This is a genomic window from Brevundimonas sp. MF30-B (genome assembly GCF_004683885.1).
Taxonomy (GTDB): Bacteria; Pseudomonadota; Alphaproteobacteria; order Caulobacterales; family Caulobacteraceae; genus Brevundimonas.
The window spans coordinates 1,632,939-1,651,416 of record NZ_CP038440.1; the positions used below are offsets into that span (position 1 = coordinate 1,632,939).

The following is an 18,478-nucleotide window of genomic DNA, read 5'->3' on the forward strand; positions in this document are numbered from 1 at the left end:
ATGCTGCAACCCAAGAAGACCAAGTACCGCAAGGCGTTCAAGGGCCGGATCCATGGTTCGGCCAAGGGCGGCTTCTCGCTGAACTTCGGCTCCTACGGCCTGAAGACGCTGGAGCCCGAGCGCATCACGGCGCGTCAGATCGAAGCGGCTCGCCGCGCGATCACCCGCCAGATGAAGCGCCAGGGCCGCGTCTGGATCCGTGTCTTCCCGGACCTGCCGGTCACGGGCAAGCCGGCCGAAGTGCGGATGGGCAAGGGCAAGGGCGCCGTGGACCACTGGGCCGCGCGTTGCCACCCGGGCCGCATCCTGTTCGAAATCGACGGCGTGCCGGACGACATCGCGCGCGAGGCCCTGCGTCTCGGCGCGGCGAAGCTGCCGGTCCGCACCAAGGTGGTGACGCGTCTGGACGCCGGCATCGCCCAACTGGAGCAAGCGGCATGACCAAGATCGCCGATCTGCGGGCTCAAACCCCCGACCAACTGGCCGACGAGCTGCTGAAGCTCAAGAAGGAACAGTTCAACCTGCGCTTCCAGGCGGCCACCGGCCAAATGGAGAAAACCCACCGCGTGGGTGAAGTGCGCAAAGACATCGCCCGTATCTCGACGCTGCTGCGTCAACAGCAGGCGTAAGGAACGAAGATGCCGAAGCGAATTCTCGAAGGCGTGGTCGTCTCCGACAAGGGCGACAAGACCGTCGTGGTCAAGGTGGAGCGCACCCTGCTTCACCCCGTCCTGAAGAAGACTGTCCGTCTGTCCAAGAAGTACCACGCCCACGACGAAGGCAACGCGCTGAAGGTCGGCGACGTGGCCCGCATCGTCGAGTGCGCCCCCAAGTCCAAGTTGAAGCGCTGGGAAGTCCTTTCCAACGCCTCGGCTTCGTAAGAAGAAGGATCGGATCCCATGATCCAGATGCAAACTAACCTGGAGGTGGCCGACAATTCGGGCGCTCGCCGGGTCATGTGCATCAAGGTGTTGGGCGGCTCCAAGCGCCGCTACGCCTCGGTGGGCGACACCATTGTCGCCTCGGTGAAGGAAGCGATTCCGCGCGGCCGCGTGAAGAAGGGCGATGTCGTTCGCGCCATCGTCGTGCGCACCGCCAAGGACATCCAGCGCAAGGACGGCTCTGTCATCCGTTTCGACAAGTCGGCCGCCGTCATCGTCAACAAGCAGAACGAGCCCGTCGGCACGCGGATCTTCGGCCCGGTTCCCCGCGAACTGCGCGCCAAGAACCACATGAAGATCATCTCGCTGGCTCCGGAGGTCCTGTAACCATGGCCGCCAAGATCAAATCGGGCGACAACGTCGTCGTCCTGACCGGCAAGGACAAGGGCCGCACCGGCAAGGTGCTCAAGGTTCTGCCGACCGAAAACCGCGTCGTCGTGCAAGGCGTCAACATGGTTCAGCGCCACACGCGCCCGACCCAGGCTGACCCGCAAGGCGGCATCAAGAACAAGGAAGCGTCGCTGCACCTGTCGAACGTCGCGATCGCCGACGCCAATGGCAAGGCGACCCGCGTCGGCTTCAAGATCGAAGGCGACAAGAAGGTCCGCTTCGCCAAGACGACGGGAGACGTCATCTGATGGCCGCTACCGAGAAATACACCCCGCGCCTGAAGGACGAGTACAAGGCTCGCATCCGCCAGGTGATGAAGGAAAAGTTCGGCTACACGAACGAGATGCAGGTGCCCAAGCTGGACAAGATCGTCCTGAACATGGGCATCGGTGAAGCGGTCGCCGACTCCAAGAAGGCGAACGCCGCCCTCAAGGATCTGACCGCCATCGCCGGTCAGAAGGCCGTCGCCACCAAGGCTCGCAACTCCATCGCTGGCTTCAAGCTGCGCGAAGGCATGGTCATCGGCGGCAAGGTCACGCTGCGCGGCGATCAGATGTACGAGTTCCTGGACCGGTTCATCACGATCGCGCTGCCGCGCGTGAAGGATTTCCGGGGCCTGAAGGGCACCTCGTTCGACGGTCGTGGCAACTACGCCACCGGTCTGAAGGAGCACATCGTGTTCCCGGAGATCAACTACGACCAGATCGACCAGATGTGGGGCATGGACATTGTCGTCTGCACCACGGCCAAGACCGATGAGGAAGCCAAGGCTCTCCTCACCGAGTTCAAGTTCCCGTTCGTGACGAACTGAGCGGGAAGGGAAGAGATCAATGGCTAAGAAAAGCGCCGTAAACCGCAATGAAGCCGTCAAGGCCCTGGTTGCGAAGTATGCCGCGAAGCGGGAAGCCCTGAAGGCGACCGCCAACGACGAGAGCCTGCCGCTGGAGGAGCGCTTCGAAGCGCGCCTGAAGCTGGCGGAACTGCCGCGTAACTCCGCGCCGACGCGCATCCGCAATCGCTGCGAGGTGACGGGTCGTCCGCGGGCTTACTACCGCAAGCTCAAGATGAGCCGTATCGCCCTGCGCGAACTCGGCAACCTGGGGCAAGTCCCCGGCCTGACGAAGTCGAGCTGGTAAGGGGAGCGAACAGACATGATGATCAACGATCCCCTGAGCGACATGATCGCTCGCATCAAGAACGCGGCGACCCGCAAGCGTTCCAAGGTGCTGACCCCGGCCTCGCGTCTGCGCCAGCGCGTCCTCGACGTGCTGCAGGACGAAGGCTACATCCGCGGCTATTCGCTGGTTCAGAACCCCGGTGAATTCCCGCAGTTCGAGATCGAGCTGAAGTACTTCGACGGCCAGCCGGTGATCGCCGAGATCGCCCGCGTGTCGAAGCCCGGCCGCCGCGTCTATTCGGCCATCAGCGATCTGAAGCCGATCAAGAACGGCCTCGGCATCTCGATCCTTTCGACTTCGAAGGGCGTCATGTCCGACGCCGCCGCGCGCGACGCCAACGTCGGCGGCGAAGTCCTCTGCAGGGTCTACTGATATGTCCCGTATCGGCAAGAAAACCATCAGCATCCCGAAGGGCGTGACTGTCACGCTCGACGGCCAGACCATCGCGGTGAAGGGTCCGAAGGGCGAGCGCTCCTGGACCGTGGCCGAAGAGATCGAGGTCAAGCAGGAAGGCGACGAGCTGTCGCTGACCCCGCGTTCGGACACCCAGCGCGCTCGCGCGATGTGGGGTCTGTCGCGCACCCTGGTCGACAACATGGTCACCGGCGTCACTTCGGGCTTCGAGAAATCCCTGGAGCTGGTCGGCGTGGGTTACCGCGCCGCGATGAAGGGCCAAGCCCTGTCGCTGCAACTCGGCTTCTCGCATGAAGTCGACATCGACCCGCCCGCCGGCGTCACCTTCGCGGTGCCCAAGCAGACCGAGATCAAGATCTCGGGCTCCGACAAGCAGGCCGTGGGTCAGATCGCCGCCGTCATCCGCAAGCTGCGTCCGCCTGAGCCCTATAAGGGCAAGGGCGTCCGTTATGCGGGCGAGAAGGTGCGTCGCAAGGAAGGCAAGAAGAAGTAGGTCATGGCTCTCTCTCTTCGACAACAAGCCAAGCGCCGTTCAGAGCGCACTCGTCGCCGCCTGAAGGCCGTGGCCAACGGCCGCCTGCGTCTTTCGGTGCACCGGTCGGACAAGAACATCTCGGCCCAGATCATCGACGACGCCCAAGGCGTCACGGTGGCCTTCGCCTCCTCGCTGGAAGGCGAAAAGGGCAAGAAGGAAAAGGGCTCGGACGTCGCCGCCGCAACGCGGATCGGCAAGCTGATCGCCGAACGCGCCATCGAGAAGGGCGTCAAGGACGTCGTCTTCGACCGCGGCGGCTACATCTATCACGGACGGGTGAAGGCGCTGGCGGAAGCCGCGCGTGAAGCCGGCCTGAACTTCTAAGGGACGCGACAGATGGCGCAACAACCCCAACGCGGCGGCGGCGATCGCAATCGCCGTGACAACCGCAACGCTCCCGCCGTCGACGGTCCGGACTCGGACATCGTCGAGAAGCTGGTGCACATCAACCGCGTCGCCGCCACCGTGAAGGGCGGCCGCCGGTTCTCGTTCGCGGCCCTGATGGTCGTCGGCGACGGCAAGGGCCGCGTCGGCTTCGGTCATGGCAAGGCGCGCGAAGTGCCGGAAGCCATCCGCAAGGCGACCGAAGAAGCCAAGAAGACCATGATCAAGGTTCCGCTGCGCGAGAACCGCACCCTGCACCACGACGGCAATGGCCGTTGGGGCGCCGGCAAGATCATGATGCGCGCCGCCCCTCCCGGGACCGGCGTCATCGCGGGCGGTCCGATGCGCGCCGTGCTCGAAACCCTCGGCGTCCAGGACGTCGTGGGCAAGTCGACCGGTTCGTCGAACCCCTACAACATGATCCGCGCCACCTTCGAAGCTCTGAAGGTCCAGTCCTCGCCCCGCATGGTCGCGTCCAAGCGTGGCAAGAAGGTCGCGGATCTGATGGGCCGTCGCAACGACGGCGCCTCGGCGCCTGAAGCCATCGAGGGCTGATAGACATGGCCAAACAAGACACCGCCACCGTCACCATCCGCCAGACGGGCAGCCCGATCCGCCGCAAGGCCGATCAGCGCGCCACCCTGTCGGGCCTGGGTCTCAACCGCGTGGGCCGTGAATCGACCCTGGAGGACACCCCCTCCGTGCGCGGCATGATCGCCAAGGTCGCCCACATGGTCGAAGTGGTCGAGAAGTAAGACTTTTCGCTACGCGAAGTGGCGAGTGATGAGTGGCGAGTGACGAGCGAAAGAGAGGCGGCCTCGGCTGTTTCCCCTTGACTCGGCACTCATCACTCGCCACTCGCCACTTTCATTTTTACACCGCCGAGTCCGGCCGATGGCCGGGCGCTAGAACCCGAAAGGATCAGGCACATGAAACTGAACGAAATTCGCGACAACGAAGGCGCCCACAAGAAGCGCATGCGCGTCGGCCGTGGCCCGGGTTCGGGCAAGGGCAAGACCGCCGGTCGCGGCGTCAAGGGTCAGAAGTCGCGTTCGGGCGTCGCCATCGGCGGCTTCGAAGGCGGCCAGATGCCGCTGTACATGCGCATGCCCAAGCGCGGCTTCAACAATCCCAACGCCCTGAAGCTGGCTGAAGTGAACCTGTGGCGCCTGCAGGACGCCATCGACGCCAAGAAGCTGGACATCAAGGGCGACATCACCGGCGAGGCCCTGGTGGCCGCCGGCGTGATCCGTCGCGTCAAGGACGGCGTCCGTCTGCTGGGCACCGGTGAGATCAAGGGCAAGTTGAACCTGGTGGTGTGGTCGGCCTCGGCCGGCGCCATCAAGGCCATCGAAGCGGCCGGCGGCTCGGTGACGCAGCAGCGCATCGAGGCCGAAGCCAAGGCTCAGGCCCGTCTGGACAAGCGTCAGGCGGCCCGCGGCAAGCCCAAGGCCTGATCGAAAAGCGTCGTCCCGCGATCGTCCTTCGACGTTCGTCGGAAAGAAAAGCGGGATGACGAACTGGAAGCGGCCTCGCATAGAGGCCGCTTTTCACCTATCTGACGACGACTGAAAGTCGTGGGGACGCGCGTATGGCCTCGGCCGCTGAACAACTCGCTGCAAACATGAACATGGGCTCGTTCGCCAGGGCGACCGAGCTTCACAAGCGCCTGCTGTTCACGCTGGGCGCGCTGCTGGTCTATCGGATTGGCACCTTCGTGCCGATTCCCGGCATCAACTCCGAAGCCTTCCTGGCCTTCTTCCAGAATCCGGAGGGGCAGCGCGGCATCCTGGACATGTTCAACATGTTCTCGGGCGGCGCGGTCGAGCGGATGGCCGTCTTCGCGCTGAACGTGATGCCCTACATCTCGGCCTCGATCATCGTGCAGCTGATGCAGGCGGTTTATCCGCCGTGGGAGAAGCTGAAGAAGGAAGGCGGGGAGAGCGGCCGCAAGCAGCTGAACCAGTACACACGCTATCTGACCGTCTTCCTGGCGGTGGCGCAATCGCTGGGCATCGCGATCGGACTGAACGCTCAGCCGAGTCTGGTGGACAATCCCGGCCTGTTCTTCATCACCACGACCGTCGTGACCCTGACGGGCGGCACCATGTTCCTGATGTGGCTGGGCGAGCAGGTGACCGCGCGCGGGGTCGGCAACGGCATCTCGCTGATCATCTTCGCCGGCATCGTGGCGGTTCTGCCGTCCACTGTCGCGCGCCTGCTGGGCCTGGCTCAGCAGGGCCAGATGTCCGCCTTCGTCCTGCTGTTCATCGCCATCATGGCCGTGGCCGTGGTCGCCTTCATCGTCTTCATGGAGCGGGCCCAGCGTCGTCTGCTGATCCAGTATCCCAAGCGCCAGGAAGGCAACCGCATGGCGGGCGGCGAGCGTTCGTTCCTGCCGCTGAAGGTCAACACCGCCGGCGTCATCCCGGCGATCTTCGCCTCATCGCTGCTGATGCTGCCGGCGACCGTCGCCCAGTTCACAGCCAATGCCGACTTGCCTGAGTGGATGAGCTGGCTGCCGATGGTCACGGCCCAGCTGACTCACGGCCAGCCCCTGTTCATGGTGCTGTACGCCGCCCTGATCATCTTCTTCTGCTTCTTCTACACCTCGATCACCTTCAATCCGGACGACACGGCCGAGAACCTGCGCAAGTACGGCGGCTTCCTGCCGGGCATCCGTCCGGGCAAGCGCACGGCGGAGTATCTGGACTATGTGTTGACCCGCCTGACCACGATCGGCGCCGCCTACATCACCGCCGTCTGCCTGCTGCCCGAGTTTCTGGTTTCGCAGCTGGGCAACACCAGCCTCTATTTCGGCGGCACCTCGCTGCTGATCGTGGTGTCGGTGACCATGGACACGGTCTCCCAGATCCAGTCCCACCTGCTGGCCCACCAGTACGAAGGCCTGATCAAGAAGGCGAAGTTGCGCGGGCGAGGCGGCGGCCCGCGTGGCGGGGGCGGTCGTGGGACGCCGGCGCCGATTCGGCGCTGATCTTCGGAACGATAGGGGAGGGCGGGGCGTGAACCTGATCCTGTTTGGCCCGCCCGCAGCGGGCAAGGGCACCCAGGCCAAGCGCCTGGTCGAAGAGCGCGGCATGGTGCAGCTGTCGACCGGCGACATGCTGCGTGCCGCCATCGCTTCCGGATCGGAGCTGGGCCAGACCGTCAAGGACGTGCTGGCGCGCGGCGACCTTGTGACCGACGAGATCGTCATCGCCCTCATCGAGGACCGCCTGCCCGAGGCCGAAGCGGCAGGCGGCGCCATCTTCGACGGCTTCCCCCGCACCGTGGCCCAGGCCGAAGCCCTGGACGCCATGCTGGCTACGCGCGGCGGCCAGATCGACCGCGTCGTCCGGCTGAAGGTCGATGACGCCGCCCTGACCGAACGGATCGCCAAGCGGTTCGCCGATCAGGGCCGTCCGGACGACAATCCTGACACCTTCAAGGACCGTCTGACCGTCTACAACCGCCAGACGGCGCCGCTGCTTCCCTATTACGAAGCCCAGGGCAAGTTGATCGAGATCGACGGCATGGGCGACATCGCGGCCGTGGCCAGGGGCATCGACGCCGCGCTGGCCTAGGCTGCTCCGCCAAGATGAAGGGCGGCTGACTTTCTCGCCCGATGCGCGTTCAGGACAGATGGCGCACGATGGCGGGGTGACACAAGACATAGACAGGGCGAAACGCGTGCGCGCCCGGGCCGTCGCGGCCTGGGCCGTTGTCGCGGCTCTGCACGGCGGGGTGGCGCTCTATCTGAACCGAACCCACGGCCAATCGCCGGCGCCGTCGCTCGCGCCGATCGAGGTCGTCCTGTTTCGTCCCCCGCCGGAGCCGATTGCGCCGCCGGCGGAGCCCGAGCCCGCAGCCAGTGAAGGCGGCGGCGCGCCAGCTGCGCCTTCGCGGGTCCGACCAACGCCGCGGCCGCCCGCAGTTCCCGTCGAACTCGCCGCGCCTCCTGAACCCGCGCCGGACCCGGACCCGGTCATTGTCGGCCAGGCCCCAATCGCCGGACCCGTCGCCGGCCAGGGCCAGGGCGGTGAGGGGACCGGAACGGGAGGAGGGACCGGCTCCGGCGTCGGGCCGGGGTCTGGGGGGCGTTTCCAGGTGTTGCGGGGCCCCACCCTTGACGAGCGTCGCCGCGCCCATCCTCCGGCCGCGCTGCGGGCGGGCCGATCTGGCCGCGCAGCGATGTCGTGCATCATCGGCTTAGACGAGCGGCTGAGCGACTGCCGCATCGTCAGCGAGACGCCGGAGGGGCAGGGCTTTGGCCCCGCCGCCCTGACCCTGGCGCCCGCGTTCCGGGCCCGTCCGCCGATCTTGGACGGCCGCGCTCAGCCGGGGACGCGGGGCGTCTTCGGCGTCATCTTCGGCCGCGACGGCTGAGCCCTGTCGGTTGCGGCCGCCGCGACCGTTGACGAAATCAGAATCAAGGGTATAAGGGCCGCCTTCCGCGAAGGGCGCGCACGCTCCTGGTCTGTTGACCGGAGCGTTTCCTGCGTCTGACAACGCGTATCTGGAGATTTTCGTGGCCCGTATCGCTGGCGTCAACATTCCGACCAACAAGCGCGTCGAAATCGCGCTTCAGTACATCCATGGCATCGGCGCGCACGCCGCCAAGGAGATCACGGCCAAGGTGGGCATCGAGCCCTCGCGCCGCGTCAACCAGCTGACGGACGCCGAAGTCCTGCAGATTCGCGAGACCATCGACAAGGACCACACCGTAGAGGGCGATCTGCGTCGTGAGACCTCGATGAACATCAAGCGTCTGATGGACCTGGCCTGCTATCGCGGCCTGCGTCACCGCAAGGGCCTGCCGGTCCGCGGTCAGCGCACGCACACCAATGCTCGCACCCGCAAGGGCCCCGCCAAGCCGATCGCCGGCAAGAAGAAGTAAGACATAGCCATGGCCAAGGAACAGGGTCGCGTTAAGCGCCGCGAACGCAAGAACATCACCTCGGGCGTCGCCCACGTGAATGCGTCGTTCAACAACACCATGATCACGATCACCGACGCCCAGGGCAACGCCATCTCCTGGTCCTCGGCGGGTCACATGGGCTTCAAGGGTTCGCGCAAATCGACCCCGTACGCCGCCCAGATGGCCGCGGAAGACGCCGGCAAGAAGGCCGCCGAGCACGGCGTCAAGACGCTGGAAGTCAATGTGTCGGGCCCTGGCTCCGGTCGTGAATCGGCTCTGCGCGCCCTGCAGGCCGTGGGCATGACGATCACGACCATCCGCGACGTGACGCCGATGCCCCACAACGGCTGCCGTCCGCCCAAACGCCGCCGCGTCTAAGCGACAGCGCCGCACGACCCCCTATTCCCGCCAACCGCGCCCCGTCGACAGGGCGCGGATCTGGCGAAACCCGTTCGAGGGACAAAATGATCGAGAAGAACTGGCAAGAGCTGATCCGTCCCGAGAAACCGCAGATCGAGACCGGCGCCGACGCCCAACGCAAAGCGCGTCTGGTGGCCGAACCTCTGGAGCGCGGTTTCGGTGTGACGCTCGGCAACGCCCTGCGGCGCGTGCTGCTGTCCTCGCTGCAAGGCGCGGCGGTCACGGCCATCCAAATTGACGGCGTGGTCCATGAATTCTCGTCGCTGGAAGGCGTGCGGGAAGACGTGGTCGACATCGTCCTGAACATCAAGCAACTGGCGCTGCGCATGCATGCCGAGGGGCCCAAGCGCATGACGCTGAAAGCCACTGGCCCGGGCGCCGTCACCGCCGGTCAGATCGACGCTCCGGCCGACATCGAGGTGCTGAACCCCGATCACGTCATCTGCACCCTGGACGACGGCGCTTCGGTGCGCATGGAACTGACGGTCCAGAACGGCAAGGGCTACGTCGCCGCCGAGATGAACCGTCCGGAAGACGCCCCGATCGGCCTGATCGCCGTCGACGCCCTGTATTCGCCGGTGAAGCGCGTCGCCTACCGCGTCGAGCCGACCCGTCAGGGCCAATCGCTGGACTATGACAAGCTGATCATGGAGGTCGAAACCAACGGCGCCGTGACCCCGGTGGACGCGGTGGCCTACGCCTCGCGCATTCTCCAGGACCAGCTGCAGATTTTCATCACCTTCGACGAGCCCAAGGCGGCGGTGGAACAGTCGGACGGCAAGCCCGACCTGCCGTTCAACCCGGCCCTGCTGAAGAAGGTGGACGAGCTGGAACTGTCGGTTCGTTCGGCCAACTGCCTGAAGAACGACAACATCGTCTACATCGGCGACCTGATCCAGAAGACCGAGGGCGAGATGCTTCGCACCCCGAACTTCGGCCGCAAGTCGCTGAACGAGATCAAGGAAGTGCTGGCGACCATGGGCCTCAGCCTCGGCATGGATGTGCCGAACTGGCCGCCGGAAAACATCGAAGATCTGGCCAAGAAGTTCGACGACCAGATCTAAGTTTCAACCCTCCGCCCAAGACCCTCAGGGTCGCGGAGCGGTTAGAATGAGAGAGCCCCAGGTCCGCAAGGCTCGCGGAAACCAGGGTTGAGTAGGAGAGACCCCGATGCGCCACGGCGCCGCCTATCGCAAGCTCGGCCGTACGGTCAGCCACCGCCAGGCCATGTTCGCCAACATGGCCGCTTCGCTGATCAAGCACGAGCAGATCACGACCACCCTGCCCAAGGCGAAGGAACTGCGTCCCTTCGTCGAGAAGCTGGTGACCTTGGCCAAGAAGGGCGATCTGCACGCTCGTCGTCAGGCCATCAGCCAGGTCCGCGATGTGCCGCAAGTCGGCAAGCTGTTCGAAACGCTCGGCCCGCGCTACGCCGAACGCAACGGCGGCTATATCCGCATCATGAAGGCCGGCTACCGCCACGGCGACAACGCGCCGATGGCCGTGATCGAGTTCGTCGATCGCGACGCTGACGCCAAGGGCTTGGATTCGGGCCCGGTCGACGCCTTTGAGGGCGACGACGAAGCCTGATCGGCCTCGACGCCGACTGATCTATCAAGGGGCGGCTGGAGCGATCCGGCCGCCTCTTTGCTTGCCGGAAACCCGATGACCGAAGACGCCCGCATCGTTGCGTTCGAACCCCGCCATGCCGAGGCATGGGCCGCATTGAACACCGCCTGGCTGATCGAAGGGGGCTTCGAGATCGAGGCCAAGGATCGCAAGGTCATCGACGATCCGGAGGGCGCGATCCTGGCTCCTGGCGGTCGCATCTTCATAGTCGAGCTAGACGGAGAAGCCGTCGGCTGCTGCGCCCTGATGGCCATGGACGATGGCGGGTTCGAGGTGGCCAAGATGACTGTGACGCCCTCCGCCCGGGGACGAGGGCTGTCGCGTCGGCTGCTGGACGCCTGCGAGGCGGAGGCGCGTGTCCTGGGCGCCCTCAGGCTGTATCTGGAGACCTCCAGCACTCTGACCGTGGCGGGAGGGCTGTACCGCAGCTACGGCTTTGCCGAACTGCCGCCGCGTCCGACGCCTTATGCGCGCGCTGACGTCTTCATGGAGAAGAGGCTGGGCTGACGCCTACTCCTTCGAGAGGTCCTGACGCTGGAACCAGACGAGGGCGGCGAAGAAGGGGATGAAGGTCCATCCCGCCAGGCTGACAATGGCCTTGGCCAGCATCGTGGTCTGGTTGGTCTGGATCGCGGCCTTCAGACTGTCGAACGCCAGGCCGGGCATCAATAGATGAGCCAGCCAGCTGGTCAGCTCCAGTCCGAAGACCGAGGCCAGCTGACTCAGGAAGAACTGGGCGACGCCGACGATCAGCGGCAGGAACAGCGCCGCCAGCAGCGACCGCGTGAACACCGCGGCCAAGAGCGCCAGCATCAGAAACTGCATCACCCGCACCATGCCGGAGACAAACAGCAGCGCGAAATCACCCGCCTGCGAGCCGCTGAGGCTGAAGGCGAAGCTGCGCTGATACATGAGGCCTCGGATCGCTTCGGCGCACATTGCGCTGGCCAGGTAGGCAAGGAGGGCGGCGAGGACGAGCATCTTCACCACGCCGACCTTGCCGATGATCGTATTGGCGCGGCTGTTGCGGGCCAAGGTCAGGCGAGCCGTCTCCCAGCGATAGTCACCGGCGAAAATGACCGCCGAGCCGATCAGCACGAAGGCCAGGACTGCGGGATTGGCCAGGCTTGCAGCCTGGCTGACCAGCGCCGCGCCCATGTCCAGGACGCCGCCCGTTCCAGTCAGTTCGGGCGGCAGTTGGACGTCCTTCAGCTCGCTCGTCCGCTGCTGGATCATGAAGTAGCCGAAAACGGTCAGGGCGAGGCCGGCCAAAGGGGCGAACAACACGCTCCAGAACATGGCCGAGCGATTGCGCCATAGGCGATAGCCCTCGGAACGAATGGCGTCAGACAGCATCACGGTCTCCCGTCTCGGCCATGAAGACGCTTTCCAGGTCGCCGCCAACCCAGCGCGCTTCGTCGATGTCGACACCCTTTTGGATCAGGGCTCGCAGCAGTGCGGGGGCCTCGGCGCGCGGCAGGGTGGCCAGAACGGCGTCGCCCTCGATCGTCCCGCGCTCTCCCAGCACGCCCATCATGGTCGCCAGCGGCGTGCCGGACAGGCGCAGGCGTTCGCCCGCGCCGGCCATCAGCTCGCTGACCTTGCCCTCGGCGGCCAGGCGGCCCTTGTTGAAGATGGCGACGCGGTCGCAGACACGCTGGACCTCGAGCAACTGGTGGCTGGCGAGGATGACGGTGACGCCGTCGTTGTCGGCCAGAGAGCGGATCAGGGCGCGCATCTCCTGGATGCCGGGCGGGTCCATGCCCGAGGTCGGTTCATCCAGGATGACGAGGTCAGGCCGCGTCATCAGGGCGGCGGCGACGCCCAGCCGCTGCAGCATGCCGACGGAGAAGCCCCGCACCTTGCGGTTCGCCGCCGCCGACAGGCCGACCCGGTCCAGCCAGGCGTCGATCTGCACCGATCGCGCCTCGCCATGGGCCAGGGACAGCCACATAAGAACCTGGCGCGCGGTCATGTAGGGCGGGAAGCGGGGCGTCTCGATCATGGAGCCGACGCGGCGCATGGCGGTCGGGTCGCCCGGGCGGCCGCCCAGTATCTCCACCTCGCCCTGTGTCGGCCGGATCAGGCCCAGAAGGATGCGAAACAGGGTTGATTTGCCCGCGCCATTGGGTCCCAGCACGCCATAGACGCCGCCGCGCGGCACGATCAGGTCCAGACCATCAAGGGCGCGGACCGCGCCATAGGTCTTGGTCAGGCGCCGGGTCTGGATGACGGTGTTCATGAAGGCGAGCCTGCCCGGCGCAACGCCGCTCGACAAGCCGTGTCAGACGCCGAGTCGATTAAGCTTCCGCAATGTTCTGACCGCCGAAGTCCCCGCCGCTCGCTCGGGCTAGGCGAACCGCGACATCGTCTCGAACGCGGCGGCGGCCTGGGCGTACTCGCGGCGCAGGCGGGCGATCAGATCTGCGGTCGAGGGGATGTCGTGCACGGCGCCCGCGCCCTGGCCGGCGGACCAGACGGTCTTCCAGGCCTTGGCCTCTTCGCCCATGTCCAGCTTGTGTTCGGGGAGGGATTTGGGATCCACGCCGTTCTGGATCAGCGACGGCGTCATGAAGTTGGCGGGGATGCCCGAGACGGCGGGCGTGTAGGTGATGTCCATGGAGCCTGCCTCGACCACCATCTGTTTGTAGGCCTCGGGCGCGCTGCTTTCTCCGGTGGCGATGAAGCGGGTGCCCATATAGGCGAAGTCGCAGCCCATCATGCGTGTCGCGGCCACGTCGCGCCCGGTGGACAGGCAGCCGGACAGAATCAGGGTTCCGTCAAAGAACGACCGCACCTCCTCCACAAGGGCGAAGGGGTTGACCACGCCGGCATGGCCGCCCGCCCCGTTGGCCACCATGATCAGCCCGTCGACGCCGGCCTCGGCGGCCTTTCTGGCGTGGCGCACGTTTGCGATGTCATGAAACACCACGCCGCCGTAGCCGTGGACCGCGTCCACCAGGTCCCGTACGGCGCCCAACGAGGTGATGATCAGTGGCACCTGCTCCTCGACCGAAACCTGCAGATCGGCCATCAGGCGCGGATTGGTCGGGTGGACGATGTGATTGACGCCGAACGCCGCCGCATCGGCGTTCCGACGCGCCTTGATGTCGTGCAGCCATTCCCGATAGCCCTCGGTCGTACGCTGGTTCAGCGACGGGAAGGTGCCTATGACGCCGGCGTTGCAGCACTCGACCACCAGGTCCGGGCCGGACACCAGGAACATGGGCGCGGCGATGACCGGCAGCTTGAGGCCGGCTTGCAGCGAGGCGGGAATGGCCACGGGCGTCTCCTGAAGAGCGTTTCGTTTGGCTACGCTTAGCGGGCTGTCGCTGGGTAAGGCAATCGGGCGAGTTCAGAGGGTGGGCGGAAAAACAGAGTCTGAATGGTGTGAATGGTGTGAAATCCGGCGCCGGGGCGAAGGCGCGTAGCCGGCTGCTCAAGTATGACATGGCCTCGAAGCATGCGCGGGAAATGAACCGCGCTACGATTCAAGGTCCTGATCTAAAAGACAATTAGACGCTGGAGCGTGACAGGTTGATCACGCTGTCGCGGGGATGAACGGGAGGCGAGGTGGCTGTAAAATGGCGGCGATGAAAACTCCGTGCTACGGCGCGGATCATGACCACCGACACCTCCGGCCTCTCACAACTCGGCCGCCAGATCGAAGCGCCTGTCAGCCCGGAGACGGCTGAGCTGGAGCGCGTGCCCAATCCGCATCCGGGGACGTTGTACGCCGCCCGCTTCACGGCGCCGGAGTTCACCAGTCTTTGCCCGGTGACCGGCCAGCCCGACTTCGCCCACTTGGTGATCGACTATGTCCCCGGCGACTGGCTGGTCGAATCCAAGAGCCTGAAGCTGTATCTTACCAGTTTCCGCAATCACGGCGCCTTCCACGAGGACTGCACCGTGGCGATCGGCAAGCGGTTGGCGGACCTTTTGGAGCCGACGTGGCTGCGGATCGGCGGATACTGGTATCCGCGCGGCGGCATTCCCATCGACGTCTTCTGGCAAACCGGTCCGGCGCCCGCGGGCCTGTGGCTGCCCGACCAGGGCGTACCGACCTATCGCGGACGGGGTTGAGGCGTGACCGAGCCCCGGCGTCTGCCGCTGGAGGCCTGGGGGCGGCGGTGGCTGGCGGGGGCGCAGGAGTGGGCCGATCGCGGGCGTTGGCGCGGCTACGCCTTCGAGTTCCTGATGTTCGGGATCAAGCAGGGCTGGGCCTGTCTGTTCGGCGGGCTGATGCTGGCCCTGCTGCTGGGCACCCATCTGTTCTGGCCACAGGGCGCGCCGCTGGCGCGATACGACTTCCTGACGCTGGGCGCGGTGGCGATCCAGGTCGCCATGCTGACGCTGAAGCTGGAAAGCTGGGAGGAGGCGCGGGTGATTCTGGTCTTCCACGTCGTCGGAACGGTGATGGAGCTGTTCAAGACCGCGCAGGGGTCCTGGCTGTATCCTGAGCCCAGCCTGTTGAGGATCGGCGAGGTGCCGCTGTTCTCGGGCTTCATGTATGCGGCGGTCGGCAGCTACATCGCCCGCATCTGGCGCATCTTCGACATCCGCTTCACCCACTATCCGCCGCTGTGGACCACTTGGCTGCTGGCGGCGGCGATCTATGTGAACTTCTTCGCCCATCACTGGCTGCCGGACATCCGCGCCGGGCTGTTTCTGGCGACCGCGCTTCTGTTCGGACGAGGGTGGTTCTTCTTCACGCCCGACCGGCGCCGGCGGTCGATGCCTTTCCTGCTGGGCTTCTTTCTGGTCGCGCTGTTCATCTGGTTCGCGGAGAACATCGGCACCTATGCGCGGGCCTGGACCTATCCTGATCAGGCCGACGGCTGGTCGCCGGTATCGATCGCCAAGCTGGGCAGCTGGTTCCTGCTGATGATGATCAGCGTGGTGCTGGTTTCGCTGGTGCACCGTCCCGAGCCGGAGGTTCAGGCCCGCCGGACCGGGGACGTCGCGCCGTCCGCCTGAAGCCTAACGCCCTGACGTCCCGCGAAGATCAGGACTTCGAGCGCCGGATCGCCGGCCCAGCGCGTCAGGGTTTCCTGATAGGGGCTGCGTCGCCAGTCGTGCGGGCGAGCGGGGTCGCACTCGACGATCAGGCGGCCCGGCTCCGAATGCATCAGGAAGCCCGCCGTAGTCGGCTTCCACGCGCCGTCCAGCGCTTCGGTCAGCAGCCAGGTGCAGTTGAAAATGCGGCAGGCGTCGGGGCGGACCTCATAGGCGTCGCAGCCCGAGGCGCGGCGGAAGTGGCGGCACCAGCGCCCGGCCGGCTTGGCCAGGGCCTCCACGCCCATCAGCTTGCAGCACAGGCCGCAGTCGCCGCAGGTTTTCCGGGGTGGCGGAGTGGTCAGCACGGACACGCGGCGGCCTTTCTGGAGGCGGAAGGCTTGCGCGAACGAGCGATCCGGTCAAACCTGCGAACGGTTCGCACTCGCATGGAGGGGCGCATGATCGTCCTGACAGACGCCCGAAGCCTGGCTCGCGTTCTTCTGGCCGATTGTTCGCCGGCGCACACGCGCCTATCTTGCCCAGATGATCGCGCGTTGGCACCCAGAAAGCTGGAGATCGAAACCCATCCTGCAAATGCCGCAGGACTATCCGGACCCCCGCGCCCTGGCGGCGGTCGAGGATGAGCTGCGGGCGCTGCCGCCCTTGGTGTTCGCCGGCGAGGCGCGGACCCTGACGGCCAAGCTGGCCCAGGTCGAGGCGGGCGAGGCCTTCCTGCTGCAGGGCGGCGACTGCGCCGAGAGCTTCAAGGAGTTCTCGACCGACAACATCCGCGACACCTTCCGCCTTATCCTTCAGATGGCGGTCGTCCTGACCTTCGCCGGCCGCAAGCCGGTGGTGAAGGTGGGCCGCATCGCCGGCCAGTTCGCCAAGCCGCGCTCCTCGGGCGTCGAAAAGATCGGCGACGTCGAACTGCCCAGCTATCGCGGCGACATCATCAACGGCATGGCCTTTACGCCCCAGGACCGCATTCCCGATCCGCAGCGTCTGATCCGCGCCTACAACCAGTCGGCCTCGACCCTGAATCTGCTGCGCGCCTTCGCCGGCGGGGGCTATGCCGACCTGCACAACATCCATCGCTGGACCCTGGGCTTCGCCGCCGACGGGGCAGGGGCGGCCTATCGCGATCTGGCCGACAAGATCACCGAGGCCCTGGCCTTCATGGAGGCGGTCGGCGTCACGCCCGAAACCCATCCCGACCTGAGCCGCGTCGAGGTCTTCACCAGCCACGAAGCCCTGCTGCTGAACCTGGAAAGCGCGCTGACCCGCCTGGACGGGGCCTCGGGCGAATGGTTCGACACCTCGGCCCACATGCTGTGGATCGGCGAGCGCACGCGTCAGCTGGACGGCGCTCACGTCGAGTTCATGCGCGGCATCAAGAACCCCATCGGCGTCAAATGCGGGCCGACGATGGAGCCCGACGACTTGCTGCCGCTGATCGACGCTCTGAACCCGGACAACACGCCCGGCCGTCTCACGCTGATCGGCCGGTTCGGTCACGAGAAGGTGGGCGAGCGCCTGCCCAGGCTGATGCGGGCGGTGAAGGCGGCGGGCAAGCGCGTGGTCTGGTCGATCGACCCCATGCACGGCAACACGTTGAAGGCCGCCAACGGCTACAAGACCCGCCCGTTCGACCGCATCATGGGCGAGGTCCGCACCTTCATCGACGTGGCCGAGGCCGAGGCTGTCCACCCCGGCGGCGTGCACCTGGAGATGACCGGCCAGAATGTCACCGAATGCCTGGGCGGCGCACAGGCGGTGACCGAGGACGACCTGTCCAGCCGCTATCACACCCACTGCGACCCGCGCCTCAACGCCGATCAGGCTCTGGAGCTGGCCTTCCTGGTGGCCGAGCGGCTCAAGAGCGGGCGTCTGGCTCGCTCCGCGGCGGCCTGACCGCCGTGGGCGACGCCGCGACACCGGGCCGCGTCGCCTATCAGGGCGCGGCAGGGTCGTTCAGCCATGAAGCCTGCCTGGCCCTGAGGCCTTGGGACGAAGCTGTCGGCTTCGACAGCTTCGCCGACGCCATCGAGGCCTTGCATTCGGGCGATTGCGGTTGCGCCTTGATCCCGGTGGAGAACACCACTGTCGGAGTGGTCGAGCCTGCCGCCAGCCTGGTGCGTGAGGCGGCGCTGGACGTCGTTGGCGAGGTCTGGCGGCCCATCCGGCTGGCGCTGATGGCGGCGCCCGGCGCGCGGCTGTCGGATATTCGCACGGCCGAGAGCCACCCGGCGGCGCTGGGGCAATGCATGCGCGGATTGGCGGTGCTCAGGATCGCTGCGGTCGAGGCGTTCGACACGGCCGGCGCGGCCCGCGCGGTCGCGGAGGCGGGCGATCCGACCCGCGCCGCGGTGGCGCCGGCAGGTGCGGCGGACGTGTACGGCTTGGTGGTTCTGCGCAACGACCTTCAGGATTCAGCGGATAATCGCACGCGTTTTGTGCTGCTGCGCGCCGCGAGCGCTTGACGGCGCACGATCTTTCCAGTCATCACAGGGCTCGGATCGCCCCTGATCCCACGAACCGGACCGGACCCATGTCCTCGCTGCGCGCCCTGATGACCCCAGAAACCACCTCGCGCGCGGTGGCCGGCTTCTATTTCGGCCTCGGCTATACCGGCTTTCGATACGCCGGCTGAGGCGTCGGGCTCACCCCA

At 66.1% G+C, this 18,478-nt stretch carries 29 protein-coding genes; 25 read left to right on the forward strand and 4 right to left on the reverse strand.

Annotated features, from left to right (window positions below; genetic code table 11):
* From rplP to E4M01_RS08305, 21 genes are all read left to right on the forward strand, one after another.
* On the forward strand, window positions 1–441 hold the full coding sequence (rplP, locus tag E4M01_RS08205) for a 50S ribosomal protein L16 (protein WP_135063545.1): 441 nt from the start codon (window positions 1–3) through the stop codon (window positions 439–441).
* The gene (rpmC, locus tag E4M01_RS08210; protein WP_135063543.1) at window positions 438–629 is read left to right on the forward strand and encodes a 50S ribosomal protein L29; all 192 of its coding nucleotides are present in this window, start codon (window positions 438–440) and stop codon (window positions 627–629) included. Before rplP ends, rpmC begins: the two co-directional genes overlap by 4 nt.
* Window positions 630–638: 9 nt before the next feature.
* Window positions 639–881 carry a 30S ribosomal protein S17 gene (gene rpsQ, locus E4M01_RS08215; RefSeq protein WP_135063541.1) on the forward strand — a complete coding sequence of 81 codons (243 nt, stop codon included), beginning with the start codon at window positions 639–641 and terminating at the stop codon, window positions 879–881.
* Between the two features lie 18 nt (window positions 882–899).
* A complete protein-coding gene (gene rplN / locus E4M01_RS08220) occupies window positions 900–1,268 on the forward strand; it encodes a 50S ribosomal protein L14 (protein ID WP_021698481.1) in 369 nt (122 codons plus the stop codon).
* Window positions 1,269–1,270: 2 nt separating this feature from the next.
* Complete coding sequence (rplX, locus tag E4M01_RS08225) at window positions 1,271–1,579, forward strand: 50S ribosomal protein L24 (RefSeq protein ID WP_135063539.1); 309 nt, start codon at window positions 1,271–1,273, stop codon at window positions 1,577–1,579.
* Window positions 1,579–2,142: a 50S ribosomal protein L5 gene (rplE, locus tag E4M01_RS08230; protein ID WP_135063537.1), complete on the forward strand. Its 564-nt coding sequence runs from the start codon at window positions 1,579–1,581 to the stop codon at window positions 2,140–2,142. The genes rplX and rplE overlap by 1 nt, the downstream gene beginning before the upstream one ends.
* Before the next feature lie 19 nt (window positions 2,143–2,161).
* Window positions 2,162–2,467: a 30S ribosomal protein S14 gene (gene rpsN, locus E4M01_RS08235; RefSeq protein WP_135063535.1), complete on the forward strand. Its 306-nt coding sequence runs from the start codon at window positions 2,162–2,164 to the stop codon at window positions 2,465–2,467.
* Window positions 2,468–2,482: 15 nt separating this feature from the next.
* Window positions 2,483–2,881 (forward strand): 30S ribosomal protein S8, encoded by a 399-nt coding sequence (rpsH, locus tag E4M01_RS08240; protein WP_125256867.1) that lies wholly within the window; start codon window positions 2,483–2,485, stop codon window positions 2,879–2,881.
* 1 nt (window position 2,882) lies between these two features.
* The gene (gene rplF / locus E4M01_RS08245; protein ID WP_135063533.1) at window positions 2,883–3,416 is read left to right on the forward strand and encodes a 50S ribosomal protein L6; all 534 of its coding nucleotides are present in this window, start codon (window positions 2,883–2,885) and stop codon (window positions 3,414–3,416) included.
* A gap of 3 nt (window positions 3,417–3,419) precedes the next feature.
* Window positions 3,420–3,782 carry a 50S ribosomal protein L18 gene (gene rplR, locus E4M01_RS08250; protein ID WP_135063531.1) on the forward strand — a complete coding sequence of 121 codons (363 nt, stop codon included), beginning with the start codon at window positions 3,420–3,422 and terminating at the stop codon, window positions 3,780–3,782.
* Between the two features lie 12 nt (window positions 3,783–3,794).
* On the forward strand, window positions 3,795–4,397 hold the full coding sequence (rpsE, locus tag E4M01_RS08255; RefSeq protein ID WP_135063529.1) for a 30S ribosomal protein S5: 603 nt from the start codon (window positions 3,795–3,797) through the stop codon (window positions 4,395–4,397).
* A 5-nt stretch (window positions 4,398–4,402) separates the two neighbouring features.
* The gene (rpmD, locus tag E4M01_RS08260) at window positions 4,403–4,597 is read left to right on the forward strand and encodes a 50S ribosomal protein L30 (protein ID WP_135063527.1); all 195 of its coding nucleotides are present in this window, start codon (window positions 4,403–4,405) and stop codon (window positions 4,595–4,597) included.
* 174 nt (window positions 4,598–4,771) lie between these two features.
* Window positions 4,772–5,299, forward strand: coding sequence for a 50S ribosomal protein L15 (gene rplO / locus E4M01_RS08265; RefSeq protein ID WP_135063525.1), 528 nt, complete (start codon window positions 4,772–4,774; stop codon window positions 5,297–5,299).
* A gap of 134 nt (window positions 5,300–5,433) precedes the next feature.
* Window positions 5,434–6,837, forward strand: a complete 1,404-nt coding sequence (gene secY, locus E4M01_RS08270; protein WP_135063523.1) for a preprotein translocase subunit SecY — start codon at window positions 5,434–5,436, stop codon at window positions 6,835–6,837.
* 28 nt (window positions 6,838–6,865) lie between these two features.
* Window positions 6,866–7,426 (forward strand): adenylate kinase, encoded by a 561-nt coding sequence (locus E4M01_RS08275; RefSeq protein WP_135063521.1) that lies wholly within the window; start codon window positions 6,866–6,868, stop codon window positions 7,424–7,426.
* Between the two features lie 106 nt (window positions 7,427–7,532).
* The gene (locus E4M01_RS08280; RefSeq protein ID WP_135063519.1) at window positions 7,533–8,228 is read left to right on the forward strand and encodes an energy transducer TonB; all 696 of its coding nucleotides are present in this window, start codon (window positions 7,533–7,535) and stop codon (window positions 8,226–8,228) included.
* 142 nt (window positions 8,229–8,370) lie between these two features.
* A complete protein-coding gene (gene rpsM, locus E4M01_RS08285) occupies window positions 8,371–8,739 on the forward strand; it encodes a 30S ribosomal protein S13 (protein WP_135063517.1) in 369 nt (122 codons plus the stop codon).
* Between the two features lie 9 nt (window positions 8,740–8,748).
* Window positions 8,749–9,138: a 30S ribosomal protein S11 gene (gene rpsK, locus E4M01_RS08290; RefSeq protein ID WP_135063516.1), complete on the forward strand. Its 390-nt coding sequence runs from the start codon at window positions 8,749–8,751 to the stop codon at window positions 9,136–9,138.
* A gap of 86 nt (window positions 9,139–9,224) precedes the next feature.
* Entirely contained in the window at window positions 9,225–10,244 is a 1,020-nt protein-coding gene (locus E4M01_RS08295) for a DNA-directed RNA polymerase subunit alpha (protein ID WP_135063514.1), read from the forward strand.
* A gap of 106 nt (window positions 10,245–10,350) precedes the next feature.
* Window positions 10,351–10,770 carry a 50S ribosomal protein L17 gene (gene rplQ / locus E4M01_RS08300; RefSeq protein WP_135063512.1) on the forward strand — a complete coding sequence of 140 codons (420 nt, stop codon included), beginning with the start codon at window positions 10,351–10,353 and terminating at the stop codon, window positions 10,768–10,770.
* 75 nt (window positions 10,771–10,845) lie between these two features.
* Entirely contained in the window at window positions 10,846–11,316 is a 471-nt protein-coding gene (locus E4M01_RS08305; protein WP_135063510.1) for a GNAT family N-acetyltransferase, read from the forward strand.
* A 3-nt stretch (window positions 11,317–11,319) separates the two neighbouring features.
* Here the strand turns inward: E4M01_RS08305 and E4M01_RS08310 are convergent, their stop codons facing one another.
* The 3 genes from E4M01_RS08310 to E4M01_RS08320 form a co-directional block, all read right to left on the reverse strand.
* Window positions 11,320–12,165 carry an ABC transporter permease subunit gene (locus E4M01_RS08310; protein WP_245158243.1) on the reverse strand — a complete coding sequence of 282 codons (846 nt, stop codon included), beginning with the start codon at window positions 12,163–12,165 and terminating at the stop codon, window positions 11,320–11,322.
* Window positions 12,155–13,051 carry an ABC transporter ATP-binding protein gene (locus E4M01_RS08315; RefSeq protein ID WP_135063506.1) on the reverse strand — a complete coding sequence of 299 codons (897 nt, stop codon included), beginning with the start codon at window positions 13,049–13,051 and terminating at the stop codon, window positions 12,155–12,157. Before E4M01_RS08315 ends, E4M01_RS08310 begins: the two co-directional genes overlap by 11 nt.
* A 108-nt stretch (window positions 13,052–13,159) precedes the next feature.
* Window positions 13,160–14,092 carry a nitronate monooxygenase family protein gene (locus E4M01_RS08320; protein WP_135063504.1) on the reverse strand — a complete coding sequence of 311 codons (933 nt, stop codon included), beginning with the start codon at window positions 14,090–14,092 and terminating at the stop codon, window positions 13,160–13,162.
* 338 nt (window positions 14,093–14,430) lie between these two features.
* Here E4M01_RS08320 and queF point away from each other — a divergent pair, with 338 nt between their 5' ends.
* Both queF and E4M01_RS08330 read left to right on the forward strand, forming a co-directional pair.
* Window positions 14,431–14,892: a preQ(1) synthase gene (gene queF, locus E4M01_RS08325; RefSeq protein WP_135063502.1), complete on the forward strand. Its 462-nt coding sequence runs from the start codon at window positions 14,431–14,433 to the stop codon at window positions 14,890–14,892.
* A 3-nt stretch (window positions 14,893–14,895) separates the two neighbouring features.
* On the forward strand, window positions 14,896–15,786 hold the full coding sequence (locus tag E4M01_RS08330) for a DUF817 domain-containing protein (protein ID WP_245158242.1): 891 nt from the start codon (window positions 14,896–14,898) through the stop codon (window positions 15,784–15,786).
* Here E4M01_RS08330 and E4M01_RS08335 read toward each other — a convergent pair.
* Window positions 15,747–16,178 carry a YkgJ family cysteine cluster protein gene (locus E4M01_RS08335; protein WP_245158241.1) on the reverse strand — a complete coding sequence of 144 codons (432 nt, stop codon included), beginning with the start codon at window positions 16,176–16,178 and terminating at the stop codon, window positions 15,747–15,749. The genes E4M01_RS08330 and E4M01_RS08335 overlap by 40 nt on opposite strands.
* A 172-nt stretch (window positions 16,179–16,350) precedes the next feature.
* Here E4M01_RS08335 and E4M01_RS08340 point away from each other — a divergent pair, with 172 nt between their 5' ends.
* Window positions 16,351–17,721, forward strand: coding sequence for a class II 3-deoxy-7-phosphoheptulonate synthase (locus E4M01_RS08340; RefSeq protein ID WP_135063500.1), 1,371 nt, complete (start codon window positions 16,351–16,353; stop codon window positions 17,719–17,721).
* Between the two features lie 5 nt (window positions 17,722–17,726).
* Window positions 17,727–18,290 carry a prephenate dehydratase domain-containing protein gene (locus tag E4M01_RS08345; protein WP_135063498.1) on the forward strand — a complete coding sequence of 188 codons (564 nt, stop codon included), beginning with the start codon at window positions 17,727–17,729 and terminating at the stop codon, window positions 18,288–18,290.
* Window positions 18,291–18,478 lie beyond the last annotated feature (188 nt).